At 64.6% G+C, this 16,327-nt stretch carries 18 protein-coding genes; 10 read left to right on the top strand and 8 right to left on the bottom strand.

The window, feature by feature from the left end; all coding sequences use genetic code 11:
- The first annotated feature begins 60 nt into the window (after positions 1–60).
- The 3 genes from P9230_RS15265 (at position 61) to P9230_RS15255 (ending at position 3,737) form a co-directional block, all read left to right on the top strand.
- Complete coding sequence (locus P9230_RS15265) at positions 61–2,658, top strand: TIGR02302 family protein (RefSeq protein WP_278119757.1); 2,598 nt, start codon at positions 61–63, stop codon at positions 2,656–2,658.
- 23 nt (positions 2,659–2,681) lie between these two features.
- Positions 2,682–3,047, top strand: coding sequence for a glyoxalase superfamily protein (locus tag P9230_RS15260; protein ID WP_127215622.1), 366 nt, complete (start codon positions 2,682–2,684; stop codon positions 3,045–3,047).
- 87 nt (positions 3,048–3,134) lie between these two features.
- On the top strand, positions 3,135–3,737 hold the full coding sequence (locus P9230_RS15255) for a 2-hydroxychromene-2-carboxylate isomerase (protein ID WP_127325186.1): 603 nt from the start codon (positions 3,135–3,137) through the stop codon (positions 3,735–3,737).
- A gap of 17 nt (positions 3,738–3,754) precedes the next feature.
- On the opposite strand, the gene P9230_RS15250 is transcribed toward P9230_RS15255, so the two are convergent.
- Positions 3,755–4,639: a LysR substrate-binding domain-containing protein gene (locus P9230_RS15250; RefSeq protein WP_127215624.1), complete on the bottom strand. Its 885-nt coding sequence runs from the start codon at positions 4,637–4,639 to the stop codon at positions 3,755–3,757.
- A gap of 189 nt (positions 4,640–4,828) precedes the next feature.
- On the opposite strand from P9230_RS15250, the gene P9230_RS15245 reads away from it, so the two are divergent.
- Positions 4,829–5,779, top strand: a complete 951-nt coding sequence (locus P9230_RS15245) for a DMT family transporter (RefSeq protein ID WP_066990236.1) — start codon at positions 4,829–4,831, stop codon at positions 5,777–5,779.
- Between the two features lie 4 nt (positions 5,780–5,783).
- On the opposite strand, the gene P9230_RS15240 is transcribed toward P9230_RS15245, so the two are convergent.
- From P9230_RS15240 to P9230_RS15230, 3 genes are all read right to left on the bottom strand, one after another.
- Positions 5,784–6,155 carry a response regulator gene (locus P9230_RS15240; protein ID WP_095799901.1) on the bottom strand — a complete coding sequence of 124 codons (372 nt, stop codon included), beginning with the start codon at positions 6,153–6,155 and terminating at the stop codon, positions 5,784–5,786.
- Between the two features lie 76 nt (positions 6,156–6,231).
- Positions 6,232–6,774, bottom strand: a complete 543-nt coding sequence (gene hpt, locus P9230_RS15235) for a hypoxanthine phosphoribosyltransferase (protein ID WP_067319657.1) — start codon at positions 6,772–6,774, stop codon at positions 6,232–6,234.
- Between the two features lie 178 nt (positions 6,775–6,952).
- Positions 6,953–7,594, bottom strand: a complete 642-nt coding sequence (locus P9230_RS15230; RefSeq protein ID WP_067319128.1) for a hypothetical protein — start codon at positions 7,592–7,594, stop codon at positions 6,953–6,955.
- A gap of 181 nt (positions 7,595–7,775) precedes the next feature.
- Here P9230_RS15230 and ftsE point away from each other — a divergent pair, with 181 nt between their 5' ends.
- The 3 genes from ftsE to P9230_RS15215 all read left to right on the top strand — a co-directional run bounded on the left by ftsE (position 7,776) and on the right by P9230_RS15215 (position 10,330).
- Positions 7,776–8,435, top strand: a complete 660-nt coding sequence (ftsE, locus tag P9230_RS15225) for a cell division ATP-binding protein FtsE (RefSeq protein WP_066990245.1) — start codon at positions 7,776–7,778, stop codon at positions 8,433–8,435.
- The gene (locus P9230_RS15220) at positions 8,428–9,417 is read left to right on the top strand and encodes an ABC transporter permease (protein WP_278119753.1); all 990 of its coding nucleotides are present in this window, start codon (positions 8,428–8,430) and stop codon (positions 9,415–9,417) included. Before ftsE ends, P9230_RS15220 begins: the two co-directional genes overlap by 8 nt.
- Positions 9,418–9,640: 223 nt before the next feature.
- Complete coding sequence (locus P9230_RS15215) at positions 9,641–10,330, top strand: YdcF family protein (protein ID WP_278119751.1); 690 nt, start codon at positions 9,641–9,643, stop codon at positions 10,328–10,330.
- On the opposite strand, the gene P9230_RS15210 is transcribed toward P9230_RS15215, so the two are convergent.
- Positions 10,327–10,947 carry a pyridoxamine 5'-phosphate oxidase family protein gene (locus P9230_RS15210; RefSeq protein WP_278119748.1) on the bottom strand — a complete coding sequence of 207 codons (621 nt, stop codon included), beginning with the start codon at positions 10,945–10,947 and terminating at the stop codon, positions 10,327–10,329. The two genes, P9230_RS15215 and P9230_RS15210, sit on opposite strands and share 4 nt — an antisense overlap.
- A gap of 102 nt (positions 10,948–11,049) precedes the next feature.
- Between P9230_RS15210 and P9230_RS15205 the strand changes: the two genes are divergently transcribed.
- Both P9230_RS15205 and P9230_RS15200 read left to right on the top strand, forming a co-directional pair.
- Positions 11,050–11,952 (top strand): LysR family transcriptional regulator, encoded by a 903-nt coding sequence (locus P9230_RS15205; RefSeq protein WP_278119746.1) that lies wholly within the window; start codon positions 11,050–11,052, stop codon positions 11,950–11,952.
- Between the two features lie 81 nt (positions 11,953–12,033).
- Positions 12,034–12,828, top strand: coding sequence for a 1-acyl-sn-glycerol-3-phosphate acyltransferase (locus tag P9230_RS15200; protein ID WP_095779346.1), 795 nt, complete (start codon positions 12,034–12,036; stop codon positions 12,826–12,828).
- Between the two features lie 7 nt (positions 12,829–12,835).
- On the opposite strand, the gene P9230_RS15195 is transcribed toward P9230_RS15200, so the two are convergent.
- The 3 genes from P9230_RS15195 to P9230_RS15185 all read right to left on the bottom strand — a co-directional run bounded on the left by P9230_RS15195 (position 12,836) and on the right by P9230_RS15185 (position 15,196).
- Positions 12,836–13,456 (bottom strand): LysE family translocator, encoded by a 621-nt coding sequence (locus P9230_RS15195; RefSeq protein WP_095799896.1) that lies wholly within the window; start codon positions 13,454–13,456, stop codon positions 12,836–12,838.
- Between the two features lie 143 nt (positions 13,457–13,599).
- Positions 13,600–14,547 (bottom strand): aldo/keto reductase, encoded by a 948-nt coding sequence (locus tag P9230_RS15190; protein ID WP_278119742.1) that lies wholly within the window; start codon positions 14,545–14,547, stop codon positions 13,600–13,602.
- A 118-nt stretch (positions 14,548–14,665) separates the two neighbouring features.
- Positions 14,666–15,196 carry a gamma-glutamylcyclotransferase gene (locus P9230_RS15185; RefSeq protein WP_066990269.1) on the bottom strand — a complete coding sequence of 177 codons (531 nt, stop codon included), beginning with the start codon at positions 15,194–15,196 and terminating at the stop codon, positions 14,666–14,668.
- Positions 15,197–15,321: 125 nt separating this feature from the next.
- Here P9230_RS15185 and P9230_RS15180 point away from each other — a divergent pair, with 125 nt between their 5' ends.
- Positions 15,322–16,320: a DUF2125 domain-containing protein gene (locus tag P9230_RS15180; RefSeq protein ID WP_066990272.1), complete on the top strand. Its 999-nt coding sequence runs from the start codon at positions 15,322–15,324 to the stop codon at positions 16,318–16,320.
- The last annotated feature ends 7 nt before the right edge of the window (positions 16,321–16,327 follow it).

Genomic DNA, 16,327 nt, shown 5'->3' with positions numbered 1-16,327 from the left:
TGTTTGGTGTTATCCTCTGCTCATGAGGTCCGGGCGATCCTGCCCGGGCAGGAAGGGCCGATGACGGAACGACCCATTTCCAGTGCCGAGCGCGGTCTGGCCGGGCGCCTTGCCTTGAGCCGGCTGGCGACGCGGGCCTCGATGATCTTCGAGCGCGGCTGGCCGTTGCTGTTGCCGCTGGCGGTGGTCGCCGGCCTGTTCCTCAGTGTCTCGTGGCTGGGCTTGTTCCAGCGCCTGCCGGATCTGGCGCGGATCGGCCTCCTGATCCTCTTCTCCATCTCGGCGCTAGCCGCGCTCTTTGCGCTGCGCTTCTTCCGCATTCCTTCCGCCGCCGAGGTCGACCGGCGCATCGAGGCAGCGAACGAGCTGCTGCACAGCCCCGTGCAGGTGCAGACCGACCGGCCGAGCGGCGCGGACAGCCTCTTCTCGCAGGCGCTGTGGCGCGAGCACCAGAAGCGCATGGCCGAGCGGCTCTCCGATCTGGGCGCCGACAGGCCGCGCACAAGCGTGCCGGATTACGACCGCTGGGGCCTGCGGGCTGTGGTGGGGCTGCTGTTCGTCACCGCTTTTGCCTTCTCGTTCGGACCTTTCGGCGGCAGGATCAGCGACGGCTTCGTCGCCAGCGCCGCGCGCGATAGCGTGCCGCCGCGCATCGATGCCTGGGTGACGCCGCCTTCCTATACCGGCAAGCCGCCGCTGTTCTTGACCGCTGACGTCAACCAGGCCGCGCAGGTCTTCAGCGTCCCTGAGGGCAGCGACGTCTCGCTGCGCGTCACTGGCGGAACCGGCGAAGAAACGCTGAGCTATGCCGACGCGAACGGCAATGATCGCGCCATAGAGCCGGTTGCGCCGAAGGGCGCCACGCCAGCCGCGGCGCAGCCGGGGTCCCCAGCCGGGCTCAAAGTGCGCCAGTTCTCCGGCAAGCTGAACACCAACGGCACGCTGCGGCTCAAGTCCGGCGAGGACGATCTCGGCCACTGGGCCTTCGCCATCATCCCAGACAAACCGCCGACGATCCGTTTCGTCGGCGAGCCCAAGCGTGCCGTCAATGGCGCCGTCGAGCTCAACTACCAGATCGACGACGACTATGGCGCGGCCTCCGCCAAGGCCGTCTTCGAGCTGTCTGAGCCGCCGCCGGCCAGTGCACATTCGCTCTATGGCCCGCCCGACATGCCGCTGACGCTGCCGCGCCGCGGCGGCAAGGCCAACGCCGCCAAGACGACCAAGGATCTGACCGAGCATGTCTGGGCCGGCAGCACCATCAAGCTGACGCTGACCGCCACCGACGATGCTGGCCATACCGCCACCAGCGAGACCAGGACGCTGGTGATGCCGGAGCGGCCCTTCTCCAATCCGCTCGCCCGCGCTGTGATCGAGCAGCGCCGCCTGTTGGCGCTCGACGCCAACGCCAAGCCGCGCGTGCTCGACCTGATGGACGCGATCACCCTGCGCCCGGAGGATACTTTCGACAACATGTCGCATTACCTCGCGATCATGAGCGCCAGGAGCCGGCTGAAGCTTGCCGAGAACGACGACCAGCTGCGCAACGAGGTGGCTTATCTGTGGGAGATCGCTCTCGGCATCGAGGAAGGCAATCTGTCGGCCGCCGAGCGTCGGCTGCGCCAGGCGCAGCAGGCGCTACAGGACGCCATCAAGAACGGCGCCAGCGACGAAGAGCTCGAAAAGGCGATGAAGGAACTTCGCGAGGCGATGAACCAGTTCCTGCAGGAATTCGCCCAGCGCGCCCAGCAGAACCCGAACGCGCCGCAGATGCAGCAGAACGGTCGGGAACTGCGCCAGAGCGACATCAACCGGATGATGGACGAGATCGAGAATCTCGCCAAATCCGGCGACCGAGACCGGGCCCAGCAGTTGTTGTCGGAACTGCAGGACATGATGAACAACCTGCAGGCCGGGCGCCAGCAGCAGGCCGGCGAGCAGGACAGCGAGATGCGCCAGCAGATGGACAAGCTGGGCGAGATCATGCGGCGCCAGCAGGAGATGATGAACGATACCTTCCGCCTCGACCAGATGCAGCGCGGCGATCGGCAGCGCGGTGCAAATCGCGACGAGCAGCTGGGCGAGGATGGCGAGCAGTCGCAGGATGGGCAGAAGCCCGGTGATGACCGCGACCCGCTCGGCCGGCCGAAGCAAATGACGCCGCAGGAATTCGCGGATGCGCTGAAGCAGCTGCAGGAAGGTCAGGGCCAGTTGCAGAGCGAGCTCGACAAGCTGAAGAAGGGCCTCGAAGGCATGGGCATGCAGCCCAATGAGGGCTTTGGCGAGGCCGGCAAATCCATGGGCGATGCCGAGCAGGCGCTGGGCGAAGGCGAAGGCGACCAGGCGGTCGGCCACCAGGGCCGCGCGCTGGAGGCGCTGCGCCGCGGCGCCAAGGAGATGATGAAGCAGATGCAGGCCATGCAGGGCGACCAGGGCGGCAGCGAACAGGGCGGACGTCAGCAGGACGCCGACCGCGACCCGCTTGGCCGGCCGCGCGCCACGAAGGGCCCCGACGACGGCAACTCCGTCAAGGTGCCCGACGAGATCGACGTGCAGCGCGCCCGCCAGATCCTCGAAGCGATCCGCAAGCGCCTCGGCAACGCGCTCAGCCCGGACATCGAGCGCAGCTACCTCGAACGCCTGCTCGAACTGAAATAGCGCCCACACCGGTCACCGCCGACATGCCGAAGCTTGGAACCGTCACGCCGATCCTGCGCATGTTCGATACCGTCAAGGCGCGAGAGTTCTATCTCAACTTCCTCGGTTTCGAGGTCCGCTTCGAGCATCGCTTCGACGACAACGCGCCGCTCTATATGGGCGTCGCCCGCGACGGCTGCGAGCTGCATTTGAGCGAGCATCATGGCGACGGCTCGCCCGGTGCCAATATACGCATCGAAGCGACCGGCATCATTGAGCTGCATCGCGAGTTCAAGGCCAAGAACTACCGCTTCAACAGGCCGAGCCTCGAGACGACGCCTTGGCAGACGAAGGAGGTCACGGTGATCGATCCGTTCGGCAATCGCCTGACCTTTTTCGAAAGAGACTGAGGTAGCGGGCAGCCGCAGGTCGCTCTCGCCACACGCATTGCAGGCCGCGCTGCCTGCCGGTATCGTCATCGTCAAGGGAGACTGGCGATGATCGACTTCTGGTTCTCCATCGGCAGCACCTACACCTATCTTTCGGTGATGCGTCTCGCCGAGGTTGCGGCTGAGACCGGCATCGAGTTCCACTGGCGACCCTTCAATGTGCGCGCCATCATGATCGAGATGGACAACATTCCCTTTGCCAAGAAGCCGGCGAAGGCCGCTTATATGTGGCGCGACATCGAGCGCCGAGCGGCGATGTACAGGATGGTGCCGAAACTGCCGGCCCCCTACCCGCTGGCCGAGCTCGAACGCGCCAATCGCGTGGCTCTCATCGCGGCGCGCGAGGGCTGGTGCGAAGCCTATGCCCGGGAAACGTACCGGCGCTGGTTTGAAATGGGTGAGCCGGCTGGCAGCGAGCCAAACATTTCGGCTAGCATCGAGAAAGCCGGACAGAAAGCAGAGCCGGTTCTTCGGCGGGCCGACAGCGATGACGCCAAGGCCGAGCTCGCGGCCGCGACGGAGCAGGCCAAGGCGCTCGGCATCTTCGGCTCGCCGAGCTTCGTCTTCGACGGCGAATTGTTCTGGGGCGACGATCGCCTTGAGGATGCCATGCGATGGCTCAAGCAGATGGAGAGCGGACCGCCGGATTGAGCGGACCGTTTCGTACGTCAAAGACTGGCTGTTGCCTGTGCCTGCCTGGTCAGCATGAAAGCCTCGCGGATCGCGTTTTCCATCCCGTCGATCGCTTCGCCCGTCGCCAGCGGATTGCGGTGAAGCACCACATTCGAGGAATCGATGTCGCCGAAGCCGTCGGCGGCGGTCAGTTCGCGGCAATCGGGCGGGATGTTGCTGCGCGAGATCGGTGCGATCGCCAGGCCAGAAGTGACCGCCAGCGTCAGGCCGCCATTGGTGTCGCTGGTGTAGGCGACGCGGTAGTCGAGGCCGCGCTGCTGCAGCGACTTGATCGCGAAGTCCCGACACCAGCCATTGCGGCTGTAAAGCGCGATCGGCACCGGCCGTTCCTCATGCATGTGATGCAGCGTTGACGTCACCCATACCGTGGGATCGTGCATCAGCACATCGCCGCCGGAAAAACCTTCCCACTCGAACACCACCGCAAGGTCGAGTTCGCCGGCCGCAAGCGCCCTCACCTGCGAGTCGGAATGCGCGTAACGCACCGTGACCTCCACGCGCGGGTGGCGTTTGGCGAATTCGCCAAGTGCCCGCGACAAGATTGACCGCCCGTATTCGGCAGGAATGCCGATGCGCACCAGCCCGCCGAGCGGCGGCGCCACCAGCGATGCCGCCGTCTCGTCGAGCAGCGAGACGATGCGGCGGGCGTTGGTGATGAGCTCGCCGCCGCGGCGTGTCAGCGCCACCCCGCGAGAGCCGCGCTCGAACAGGCTGTCGCCCACCATGTCTTCCAGCTTTTTCATCTGCATGGACACCGCCGACTGGGTGCGTCCGGCCTTTTCCGCCGCCTTGGTGAAATTGCCGGTCTCGGCCACCGCCACGAAGGTGCGCAGGAGGTCGCTGTCGAGGGTGGGCTTCATCGATGCCGCCATAAGAAATTTTGATTGCTGGTATCATTCCAATTCGTTTGCAACATGTCAAACGCCGCAGGATAGTTGCTCTACCCATTGGATATGCGGCCGTGAGATTCGGCCGCGGACCAATTCGAAGAGTCCTCACTCGTGCCCGCTGCCCGAAACGGTGGCGGGCTCTTTTTCACTGGAACGAACATGCAGAACCGGATGGTGCTTGGCATTTTGAGCCTCTGCCTCGGCGTTCTCGTCTTTTCGTTGCAGGACCCGCTGGTGAAGGCGGTATCGGGCAGCTATCCGGTGACGGAAGTGATGGCGATCCGCGCCCTGGTGGCGCTGCCGATCCTGGTCGTTATCGTCCAGGCCGATGTCGGCCTGACAGCCTTGCTGTCGAAACGAGCGGGCATGCTGACGCTGCGCGGCTTCATCCAATTCAGCTCCTACACCGTCTACTATCTGGCGATTGCCGCCCTCTCGCTGGCCGACGCGATAGCGCTCTATTTCATGGCGCCGCTCTTTATCATGTTGCTGGCCGGGCCTTATCTCGGCGAGCACGTCTCCGGGCGGACGCTGACGACGGTGCTGATCGGCCTCGTGGGCGTGGTCGTGATGTTGCGTCCGGGCGCCGGATTGTTCGACTGGGCGGCACTGCTGTCGCTCGGCTCGGCATTCCTCTACGGGTTCTCGCAGCTGATGGCGCGCCGGATCGGCGAGACCGAATCCTCGACGGTGATGGCCTTCTACCAGAACGGCGCCTATCTCACCGGCGCTGTGGCGGTCGCCGCGGTGTTTCATCTTGCCGGCATCACCCATGCGGGCCACCCGAGCCTCGACTTCCTGGTGCGGCCCTGGGTCTGGCCGGCGCTGCCGGACTTCCTGAAGATGGCGGCCTGCGGCTTCGTTGCCTCCGCCGGCATGATCTTGCTGTCGCAGGCCTACCGGATGGCGCCCGCCAACCGGGTCGCAACCTTCGAATACACGGGCATCCTCTGGTCGCCGCTGTGGGGCTTCCTGTTCTTCGCCGAGGTCCCGCGGTCAACGACGGTGCTGGGCGCGGCGCTGATCATCGGCGCCGGTCTGGTTGCACTGAACGGTGAGCGCCGACGCGGCGCAGCACCTGCAATCGCAGCGACCGGCGATGCCGTCTAAACGATCAAGCGAAGCAGCTTAATGCCCGTCCGACGCGGGCGCGTATTTCGGCAAGCGTGAACGGCTTCTGCACGACGTCGAGGATGATGCCGTTCAATTCCTCGGCGCGCTCGCGCTGGTCGGCATAGCCGGTCATCAGCATGATCTTCATGGCCGGAAACTGTTTTGCCGCCGCGGTCGCCATCTCGATGCCGTCCATCTCCGGCATGCGGATATCGGATACCACGAGATCGTAGCTGCCGCGCTGCTGGCGGATCAGGGTGAGCCCCTTCGCGCCATCGGCGGCGATGGTGACACTGTGCCCATCACGCTCCAGCGCGCGGGCAGCGAGGGTGCGGACGGATTCATCGTCCTCGACGATCAAAAGCTTTGCCATGCCGAGATAGATGCCGCCGAAACGTTGACGTTTTCTGAAAATTTGAAACGTCTATGCGGCCTCTTTCGGCGCGACCTTACTTGTCGCCTTTCACGACCCCGACAAACGGCAATTCCCGGAAAGCATGCGCGACGTCCATGCCGTAGCCGACGACGAAATAATCGGGGCAGTCGAAGCCGACATAATCGGCGTTGAGCGTGGTCTGGCGGCGCATGCGCTTGTCGAGCAGCACCGCGATGGCGCAGCTCCTGGCGCCGCGCGACAGCATCAGGTCGCGGGTGAAGGAAAGCGTCTTGCCGGATTCGAGGATGTCGTCGATCAAAAGAACGTCGCGGCCGGCGACCTCGTTGTCGATGTCGCGCAGCACCTTGACCTCGCCGCTTGTGGTGCCGGCGCCGTAGCTGGAGATGAAGATGAATTCGACCTCGGGCGACAGGCCGACGTCGTGCATGGCGCGGATAAGATCGGCGGCAAAGACGAACGAGCCTTTCAGGATCGATATCACAAGCAGGTCGTGATAGTCGCGCCCGGCGATTTCCTTGGCGAGCTCGAGATTGCGCCGGGCGATCGCCGACGCCGAAAACAGGACCTCGATGTCCTTGCCGCGTACAACTGGCATAGCTTTTTCCTTCAGAATCGCCTGCAACGCCGGAAGGGCTAGGTTCATCAATATTCAGGTCAGGCCGAACCCAAAATAGCGGGTTCCGAGAACCGGTGCAGAGCGTACTCAAGCACGTGAGCACCTAAGCGCAGGAAACCACTAATTGCAGGCCGGCATCACCTGAATATCGATGCACCTACCCGGCGAAGGTGACCGATACGGCCTTCACGCCGTTTCTAGGGACATCGAACCGGCTGGAAAAGCCGAATCTTTCGCCGGGCGCCAGCGAGCGGTTGGATGTCCCCAACCTGTAGCGGATGACATTGCTGGCATTGTCGGTGACGCGGATCTCGAGCGGCGGCAGCGACTCCGCCCGTACGCCGTCATTGGCGGCCTCGCCGTCGATGAACAGGATGGGCTTCAGCCCCGAGGCATCGATTCGCGACGTCACACCGGAAATGCTGAGCGCGCTTGCCGGCTGCGCAGCCGCCCAGAAGGGGCTCTGACGCACCAGGGCATGTCCGCCCGACACCCAGAAAGCCACGAGTGCGGCGCCCACTCCGGCGGCCCAGAAGATTGGACCGCCACGCGAGGCCGGCCGCGCCGGCGCAGCCTCCGGTTTGCGCAGCATGCCCATGCCAGCGATGGATGGCGTCGAGGGCGCTTGCGGCGGCAACGGCGCCGCAATCGGTTCCGAACGGGCGGCGAATCGCGGCAGCACCACATAGTCGGCATCGACGACATCGGTGTCGAGGATGACGCGCTCCGGCGCGGCCTTTGTCGCCGTGCCGGTCATGATTTCGCCGGAAACAGAGCGCGCGGTTCTATCCTCAGCCATTACGGCCCCAGTGCAATCTTCGTTGCTTTTGGGTAAACGCAAATGGTTAACGCTTCCCCACCGGAACTGCTGTGAAACGTCGAAAGCGCGCAGAAATTAACCAACGATTAACCATGCCGGCCGATGGTCTTGGCAGAGAACAGGCTGGCGGGATGCCGCCTAAGGTTTCAGGTCGCCGAACGTGATCCGCTTCGAAAATGTCGGCCTCCGCTATGGCATGGGTCCGGAGATCCTCCGCGACATTTCCCTGCACATTCCGGAGCGCTCCTTTCAGTTCCTGAGCGGCCCCTCGGGCGCCGGCAAGACCACCTTGCTGCGCCTGCTTTTCATGTCGCTGAAGCCGACGCGCGGCCTGATCACCATTTTCGGCAAGGATCGTTCGCGCATCTCGCGCGGCGAGTTGCCGCTGCTCAGGCGCCGCATCGGCGTGGTGTTCCAGGATTTCCGCCTGCTTGACCACATGACCACTTACGAGAACGTGGCGCTGCCGTTGCGCGTGCGCGGGCGCGAGGAGGCGAGCTATCGCACCGACGTCACCGAACTCCTGAAATGGGTTGGCCTCGGGGAGCGCATGCATGTGCTGCCGCCGGTGCTGTCGGGCGGCGAGAAGCAGCGTGCTGCGATCGCGCGCGCGCTGATCGAGCAGCCGGAGATCCTGCTTGCCGACGAGCCGACCGGCAACGTCGATCCGCCGCTCGCGCGCCGGCTGCTGAGGCTCTTCATCGAGCTCAACCGGCTCGGCACCGCCGTGGTGATCGCAACCCACGACCTCGGCCTGATGGAGCAGGTCGATGCGCGGCGCATGATTCTGGCCGGCGGAAGGCTGGACGTCTATGACTGAACTTCCGGCCGATCACCTGCACGAGGAAGCCGCCGAGACGCCGGCTGCCGTTCGCCGTGTCCAGCGCAAGATGGCGCCGATCGTGCCGGCGCACAACATCGCCGGCCGGGCGCTGGTGCTGGTCATCGCCATCATGACCTTCCTGTCCTGCCTGACCTTCGGCGCCGTGACGCTGGTGCGCGACACCGCCTCGGTGTGGGAGAACCAGATCTCGCGCGAGGCGACGATCCAGATCAAGCCCGTCGAGGGCCTCGACATGGAAGCAGCCCTCGCGCAGGCCTCTGAGATCGCCAGCGAGTTCCCGGGTGTGAAGGGTACGAGGATCGTCGACCGCGATGCGACGGCGCGCCTTTTGGAGCCGTGGCTGGGCACCGGCCTCAACATTGATGAACTGCCGGTGCCGCGCCTCATCGTCGTCACCATCGACGAGGCCAATCCGCCCGACTTCGCGGCCATGCGCGCCGCGATCACGCCCAAGCTGCCGAGCGCCGCGCTCGACGACCATCGCACCTGGGTCGACCGGCTGGTCGCCATGGCGCATACGACAGTGACGATCGGCTTTGCCGTTTTGGCGCTGATATTATCGGCGACGGTGCTGACGGTGGTGTTCGCCACGCGCGGCGCCATGGCCGGCAACGGCCACATCATCGAGGTCCTGCATTTTGTCGGCGCCGAGGCCCGCTTCATCGCGCGCGAATTCCGTTGGCATTTCCTGGTCACCGGCATGAAAGGCGCCGCCGCCGGAGGTGCCGCCGCTATCATGGTCTTCATCGTCTTTTCCTGGTGGTCGTCGCGCAACATGGCGACGCCTGAGGCCGACCAGGCGACCGCGCTGTTCGGCAATTTCGCGATCGGCTCGACCGGCTATCTCGGCGTCGCCCTGATGGTGCTGGTGATCGGCGCGCTGACCGCGGCGACCTCACATGCCACGGTCGTCGCCTATCTCAGCGAGATCGACATCCGGCAGCCGGAGGCAAGCTGATCATGACGCGAAACCAAGGGTGGCGCGAATGCAAGAGTTGGCAAGTTGGGTTTCCAATGCGATCCGGACTCCACAAGTGCATGATCACGCAAGGGAAACTGCCGTAACGCAATGTGCGCCGTGCTATCTATGAAAGGCGACGTTTCAGAGTTAACCATTGGATGTTTTCAGGATTAACCTGGGGATGATGGACGCGCGGGACTCGATCGGAACGGCTGGACGGATGCCAGCGGCGCTTACGCGCGGCGCTGCGTCTGAAAGAACCGGTCGTCTCAGATTTGCGCTTCGTCTCTGCGGTTTCTTCGTGCTTGCCCTGCTGGCGCTTTTCGCCGGCGGCTTCGGATGGTTTGCCGACAAGGTCAGCAACATGACGACGCCGGTCAATCCGGCCAGGGCCGACGCAATCATCGTGCTCACCGGTGGTCAGTCGAGGCTCGACGCCGCCATGGATCTGCTGGCATCAGGCAAGGGCGAGCGGCTCTTGATCAGCGGTGTTCACCCCACGGCGAGCCGCCGCCAATTGCAAGCGGCAATGGGCGGCGACAAGCAGTTGTTCTCATGCTGCGTCGACATCGACCGCGCCGCGCTCGACACGATCGGCAATGCCGAGGAGAGCGCCAAATGGGTGGAAAGCCACGCCTATGGCAGCATCATCGTCGTCACCAACAACTACCACATGCCGCGCAGCCTGCTCGAGATGGGCCGGCTGCTGCATGGCGCGCGGCTTGAGCCCTATCCGGTGGTCAACAACAAGCTGGGCAATGGCAGCTGGCTGACCAAGCCGGAAGCGCTGCGCGTGCTGCTCACCGAATACAGCAAATATGTGTTGGCGCTGGCGCGCGGCATCGTCCCGCTTCGGCCGACCACCGAGGGCGTCACGCTCGCCGAAGCCTCTACGGTGAGCAAGAACTAAGCTTCGCCAGACGCGCTGTTGCGCAGGCGTGCGATCTCCTGCTCCAGACCGGCAATGCGTCTATCCCGCTCGGCAAGCGCCGCGGCCACATCCGCCGCCTCGAAGCGCTGCGGAATATGCTGCGGGCAATTTGCATCCCAGGCCGTGACGCTGAACAGGATCGCCTGCTCCGGCCGCGCCTTGTAGTTGGCCGGCATCAGCCTCGCCGTCAGCTCCGCATCGTCCTCGACGACGCGCGCCGTGCCCCAGATCTTGATGCGCTGCCGAAGCACGTAGTCGATCAGGAACAGGAAAGCCTGGGCATTGTCCGCAAGATTGCCCTGGGTGATGAACTGCCGGTTCCCCGAGAAATCGGCAAAGCCGATCGTATGCCCGTCCAGCACCTTCAGGAAGCCGGCTGGCCCGCCGCGATGCTGGACATAGGGTTGACCTCCGCCATTGGCCGTCGCCAGGAACACGCTGGTCTGCGCCTCGATGAAGGCGGCGAGGTCGGGCGTGATCGTCGCCCGCCAGCCGCCGCGCTCCTCGACCCGAGCATAAGATGCGCGCGAGCCCTTGCGGGACTGGATGGCCTTGACCGTAGGGGTAAAGGCGACATCGCTGGTGAAGGCGTCCATGGCGGCGGTCCTCTGCCAAAGTGGAAGGACATGTAGCCTCTTCCGAAATCCGGAGGTAGAAGGCATATTTGCAATCCATCCTTCCACATTTCGGAAGAATAAATGGACCGCCTCGACGCCATGTCCTTGTTCGTAGCCACCGTGGAGGCCGGCAGCCTTTCCGCCGTCGCGCGACACGCCGGCGTACCGCTCGCCACCGTCAGCCGCAAGCTCTCCGAACTGGAGAGGCACCTCAAGACGCGTCTGCTCAACCGCTCGACGCGGCGCCTCACCTTGACGGACGCTGGTCGTTCCTATCTCGCCGCCTGCCGCCGTATCCTCGATGAGGTGGGCGAAGCCGAGCGCGCCGCCGCTGGCGAATACTTGAGCCCGACCGGCGAGCTGGTGATCACTGCGCCGGTCGTCTTCGGCCGCCTGCATGTGCTGCCGATTGTTACAGATTTTCTGGCCGCCTATCCCGACGTCGACATCCGCCTGACGCTGTCCGATCGGATCACGCATCTGATCGAGGAGCATATCGATCTTGCCGTGCGCATCGGCGAGCTGCCGGATTCGGCCATGGTCGCAACGCGCGTCGGCCAGATCCGCCGCATCGTCTGCGCCAGCCCGGCATATCTTGCGAAGCATGGCACGCCGTTCGAACCGCGCGACCTTTCAGGCCACAACTGCATCACCTTCGAAGGGCTTGCCTCTCCCGCGACGTGGAGCTTCGGCACCGACAAGAGCGAAACCGTGGTTCCGGTCCGCTCGCGGCTGCAGCTCAACACCGCCGAGGCAGCAATCGATGCGGCGATCGCCGGCCTCGGCCTGACGAGAGTGCTCTCCTATCAGGCGGACGCCGCGGTGCGCGCCGGCGAGCTTCATGTCGTGCTCGAGCCGTTGGAGCCGCCGCCATGGCCGGTCAATCTCCTGCATGCCGGTCAGGGCCTGCTGCCGGTGAAGCTGCGCGCCTTCCTCGATTTCGCGGCGCCCCGCCTGAAGGAGCGGCTGGCGCGCTCGCTGTGATGCGCCCCACCGTCGCGCCGTTTCCTTTTTGCCCGCGCTTGGTGTAACCAACGCTCACTTCCACACCGGGCCCTTTCCCGCATGCTCATCATCCGCTCGCTGGCGTTCAACCTAGCCTTCTATCTCAGCCTGGTCGTTCAGATGATCTTCTGGACGCCCTTCTATTTCCTGTCGCCCCGCCACCGCGCCTGGTTCGTGCCGAAATTCTGGTCGCGCACCTCGATGTGGCTTTACGACAAGATCGCCGGCACCAGGAGCGAAATCACGGGCGCCGAGAACCTGCCTGAGGGGTCCTTCATCCTGGCGCCGAAGCATCAGTCCTTCTGGGACGCGATCGCCTTTTTTCCTTATCTCGACGACGCCTTGTATATCCTGAAGCGGGAACTGACCTGGATCCCCTTCTTCGGCTGGTACATCATGAAGATGCGCATGATCCCGGTCGACCGCGGCAGCCGCTCCAAGGCGCTGAAAGCGGTCGTTGCCGCGACAAGGCAGGAGATGGCGCGCAACCCGCGTCAGCTTATCATCTACCCGGAAGGCACTCGTCGCCCACCGGGCGCCGAGCCGTCCTACAAATACGGCATCGTCGAGCTCTATACCCAGCTGGGCGTTCCCGTGGTGCCGGTCGCCCATGTCGCCGGCCTCTACTGGCCGCGCCGCAAGTTCATGCGTTATCCGGGCACCATAAAGGCCCGTTTCCTGCCGCCGATTCCTCCGGGGCTCGACAAGGAGGAGTTCATGCAGCGGCTGATCGGCGAGACCGAGACCGCCTGCGACGAGCTGCTGGTCGAGGCCTCGCGCGCGCCGAACCCGCCGCCGATGCCGCCGACGGCGGTGAAGCGGCTGGCGGAGCTCGGCGCTGCGGCGAAGGCCTGAGCTCCCCTTACGGCAGCCCCGCCAGTGCAGTCGTCAGCACCAGCGTCGCCGCGAAGACAAGATTGATGATCCGCGACGCCAATGGATCGCGCAGCAGCCTCGCGAAAATCGTCCCAGCGAGAAGCCAGAGCACATGAATGGCAACGATCATTGCTGCGAGCACCAAAAGTTTGGCCGAAATCCCGAGCCCGTCGACCGTCGATGAAGCTCCCGCGAAGACCGCGCCGATCGCCACATAGGCTTTCGGGTTGGCGACGGCGAGCATGAAGCCGCCGGAGAAGGTGGGACGCGCCGCCGCATTGCCGCCTTGGGCAAGCGGCGGCGCTGTCGCAATCCTGAAGGCAAGGTAGAGGATATAGAGGGCCGAAGCGACCGTCAGCAACGGTGCCAGCCCCGGCACCGAGGCGAGCATGCCGAATATCCCGGCGGCCACAACCAGGAGCACGGCCGTCGTTCCAAGCACGATGCCGGACGTATAACCCAGCGAAGGCCGCAGCCCGAAAGCGGCGCCGACGGCGGTGACGCTGATCGTCGCCGGACCTGGGCTACCCATGACAACGGTCGCCGCCATGACCAGCGCCAGCACCTGCTGCCAGGGCTGCGCTTCGGACAAAACGTCTCCGACCATGCCGAACCTCAATTCCTGCCGCGATCGGGTAGGAATTATCGCGAGGCTATCTGCAAGGTCTTGGACGATCGTGCGGGGGACCTGCTGCACTAACGCATCTTGGATCCAGGTCAGGCCGGCATCGGCCTGAATATCGACACGCCTTAAGCGCTGGCCCGATCGAGCGCTGCGATGTCGTCGGCGGAAAGCTTGAGCGATGCGGCGCGGATCAGGCTTTCCATCTGTGCGGGCGTCGTGGCGCTGGCAATCGGCGCGGTGATGCCCGGCCGCGCCATGATCCAGGCGAGCGCCACTTCGGCCTGCTTGGCCGAATGGCGCCCGGCCGCGGCATCGAGCGCGGAGAGAATGCGCATGCCGCGTTCGTTGAGATACTTGGCCACGTCTTCGCCACGCTCGCTCCGGCCAAGGTCGGCCTTGCTGCGGTATTTCCCGCTGAGGAACCCCTTGGCCAGGCCGAAATAGGTGATGACGCCGAGGCTTTCCGCCTTGCACAGGTCGAGCAGCGGGCCGTCCAGCGAAGAGCGATCGTACAGATTGTATTCGGGCTGCAGAACCTCGTAACGCGGCAGGCCCCGCAGGCTGGCGACATCCAGGGCCGCGCGCAATTGCCCCGCATCGAGATTGGAGCAGCCCGGATAGCGGATCTTGCCCTTCTCGAGCAGGCGCTGATAGGCGCCGAGCGTTTCCTCGTAAGGCGTGGCCGGGTCCGGCCAGTGCGACAGATAGAGGTCGAGGACGTCGGTCTGCAGCCGCTTGAGCGATTGGTCGACCGCCTTTTCGATATAGGCTGCGGAGAGGTCCCGCCTGCCCTGTCCCATGTCGGAGCCGACCTTGGTGATGACGACGATGCTGTCCCGGTTGCCGCGGCTCTTCATCCAGTTGCCGATGATGGTTTCGGATTCGCCGCCTTTGTTGCCCGGCGCCCAGCGCGAATAGGCGTCCGCCGTGTCGACTGCGTTGAAGCCGGCCTCGGCAAAGCGGTCGAGCAGGTCGAACGAGGTCTTCTCGTCGGCGGTCCAGCCGAAGACGTTGCCTCCAAGGACCAGCGGCGCGATGAAAAGGTCGGTGCGACCGAGACGGCGTTTCTGCAAGACTGATCTCCGTGATGCTGGGAAGGGCCTGGGTGCCCAGAGGATGGATTGCGGCTAAGCTAGGTCGTGCCTTGCCCAGGTCAAAGGCATGGTTTTGCTTTTTGATCGGGCCAGATCTTCACGAAGGCGCGACCTGCCGCCCCACCTCTTCCAGCCAGTGGTCGCGGATGCCGAGCGCCCTCAGATGCTCCACCGTGCTCAGGACATAGTCTTCGTTCCTGCCCGATTGGCCCACGGCGCCGCGCACGACTTTTGCCGCATGGTCGGCGTCGAGCCCGCCGGCATATTGCTCATGCGCGCGGTCGACGATGTAGGCGACCGCTTCGACCGTTCCGCCTTGTCCCGCCCCATCCAGCCGGACATCGAGAGTGCGTTCGAGATAGACGCTGGTCACCAGCTCGCGCTCGCGCAGATAGGAAAGCACTTCGTCTCGCAAATCGCCGGGCACGCGGAAGGCGAGCCCGACGCAGGAGCCGCCGCGGTCGAGGCCGAGCACCAGGCCCGGCCGCTCACGCGTACCGCGATGGACGAAGGAATAGACGCAGAGCGACCGGCGGAAGCCGTAAAGACGGGCGCGCCGCGTCTCGACATGTGCGAAACCGGGCCGCCAGATCAGCGACCCGTAGCCAAAAACCCAAAAATCGCCCATATCGCCAAGCCTGATTGCATTCGAGTGACGACACCACACCGGTAAGGTGCTTCTTCTGTCCCCGCTTGTCGTGCGTAAGAACAACCACCCGCTCGCCGCATGAGCGGGTTAACGAGAGCCGCAGCATGACGTCAAGTGACGAGCGATCGCGCAAACCTCGCCGCCGGCTGTTCTGGCTTGCGGCGTTCATCTTGGTGCTGTTCGCGCTCTACAGCGGCGGATGGTTCTATCTCGCCGGCAAGGTCAAGACCGAGGCCGAGCGGGCCGTGGCCGAGCTTGGAGGCAAGGGCATCAAGGCCGACTGCGCCAATCTCACGGTCAGCGGTTATCCACTGGACTTCACGGTCGCCTGCGACAGCCTGGCCTATCAGGACGATGCCAGGAATGTAGCGGCCTCGACCGGCGATATGAACGTCGTCGCTCGCATCACCCAGCCTCTGTCGCCCGTGGCGAACCTGCGCGGACCGTTGCGGACTGTGGCGCCGGGCATGCCGCCGCTTTGGCTCGACTGGGACAAGCTGCACGCCACGGTCAAGCTGTCATGGCCGCTTCCGCGCCGCATTTCGCTTCAGGCGGAAGGCTTGTCTGGACAGACCGATCCGGCCGACGACACCGATCCCGTGCAGCTGTTCAGCGCCGGCCAGGCGGCCGGCCAGCTGCAGCCGAACGGCCAGGACCTCGTCTATACCGGCAGCTTTGGCGACCTGAAGATCGACGCGGAAGCTGTCGGCGGACGCGTGCTGCCGGAACTCGACGGCGCCGGCGAAGCGACAGTGAAGAACGGCGTCGCGCTGATTAAGGCGCCGCCGAAAAGCCTGCGCGGCCAGTCGGTCGAGATTGCCAGCCTCGACGTGTCATCAGGCACGGCGCGCGTAACTGTGTCCGGGCCGATCTCGATCGACGCCGACGGCCTGATCGATGCAAATCTGTCGATCAAGCTAAAGGACCCAAAGGCCGTAGCGGCGATCCTCGCCGGCGCCATTCCCGAGCACAAGAGCGAGATCGAGCAGGGTTTTGCCGGCATTGCCATGCTCGGCAACCAACCGTCCATGCCGCTCAAGATCGTGAAGGGTAAAGCTTCGCTTGGCTTCATCCCGCTCGGCAAGATCAAGCCGGTCGATTGAGACTGCG

The organism is Mesorhizobium sp. WSM4887 (genome assembly GCF_029625865.1).
GTDB lineage: Bacteria > Pseudomonadota > Alphaproteobacteria > Rhizobiales > Rhizobiaceae > Mesorhizobium.
The sequence above is the reverse complement of the archived record's forward strand: the minus strand, read 5'-3'. Positions and strand labels throughout refer to the sequence as shown.

What these genes read in the sequence shown, in the direction of transcription:
- P9230_RS15265 (WP_278119757.1), top strand. Translation starts at nt 61, where the DNA reads ATGACGGAACGACCCATTTCCAGTGCCGAGCGCGGTCTGGCCGGGCGC.
- P9230_RS15260 (WP_127215622.1), top strand. Translation starts at nt 2,682, where the DNA reads ATGCCGAAGCTTGGAACCGTCACGCCGATCCTGCGCATGTTCGATACC.
- P9230_RS15255 (WP_127325186.1), top strand. Translation starts at nt 3,135, where the DNA reads ATGATCGACTTCTGGTTCTCCATCGGCAGCACCTACACCTATCTTTCG.
- P9230_RS15250 (WP_127215624.1), bottom strand. Translation starts at nt 4,639, where the DNA reads ATGAAGCCCACCCTCGACAGCGACCTCCTGCGCACCTTCGTGGCGGTG.
- P9230_RS15245 (WP_066990236.1), top strand. Translation starts at nt 4,829, where the DNA reads ATGCAGAACCGGATGGTGCTTGGCATTTTGAGCCTCTGCCTCGGCGTT.
- P9230_RS15240 (WP_095799901.1), bottom strand. Translation starts at nt 6,155, where the DNA reads ATGGCAAAGCTTTTGATCGTCGAGGACGATGAATCCGTCCGCACCCTC.
- hpt (WP_067319657.1), bottom strand. Translation starts at nt 6,774, where the DNA reads ATGCCAGTTGTACGCGGCAAGGACATCGAGGTCCTGTTTTCGGCGTCG.
- P9230_RS15230 (WP_067319128.1), bottom strand. Translation starts at nt 7,594, where the DNA reads ATGGCTGAGGATAGAACCGCGCGCTCTGTTTCCGGCGAAATCATGACC.
- P9230_RS15220 (WP_278119753.1), top strand. Translation starts at nt 8,428, where the DNA reads ATGACTGAACTTCCGGCCGATCACCTGCACGAGGAAGCCGCCGAGACG.
- P9230_RS15215 (WP_278119751.1), top strand. Translation starts at nt 9,641, where the DNA reads ATGCCAGCGGCGCTTACGCGCGGCGCTGCGTCTGAAAGAACCGGTCGT.
- P9230_RS15210 (WP_278119748.1), bottom strand. Translation starts at nt 10,947, where the DNA reads ATGGACGCCTTCACCAGCGATGTCGCCTTTACCCCTACGGTCAAGGCC.
- P9230_RS15205 (WP_278119746.1), top strand. Translation starts at nt 11,050, where the DNA reads ATGGACCGCCTCGACGCCATGTCCTTGTTCGTAGCCACCGTGGAGGCC.
- P9230_RS15200 (WP_095779346.1), top strand. Translation starts at nt 12,034, where the DNA reads ATGCTCATCATCCGCTCGCTGGCGTTCAACCTAGCCTTCTATCTCAGC.
- P9230_RS15195 (WP_095799896.1), bottom strand. Translation starts at nt 13,456, where the DNA reads ATGGTCGGAGACGTTTTGTCCGAAGCGCAGCCCTGGCAGCAGGTGCTG.
- P9230_RS15185 (WP_066990269.1), bottom strand. Translation starts at nt 15,196, where the DNA reads ATGGGCGATTTTTGGGTTTTTGGCTACGGGTCGCTGATCTGGCGGCCC.
- P9230_RS15180 (WP_066990272.1), top strand. Translation starts at nt 15,322, where the DNA reads ATGACGTCAAGTGACGAGCGATCGCGCAAACCTCGCCGCCGGCTGTTC.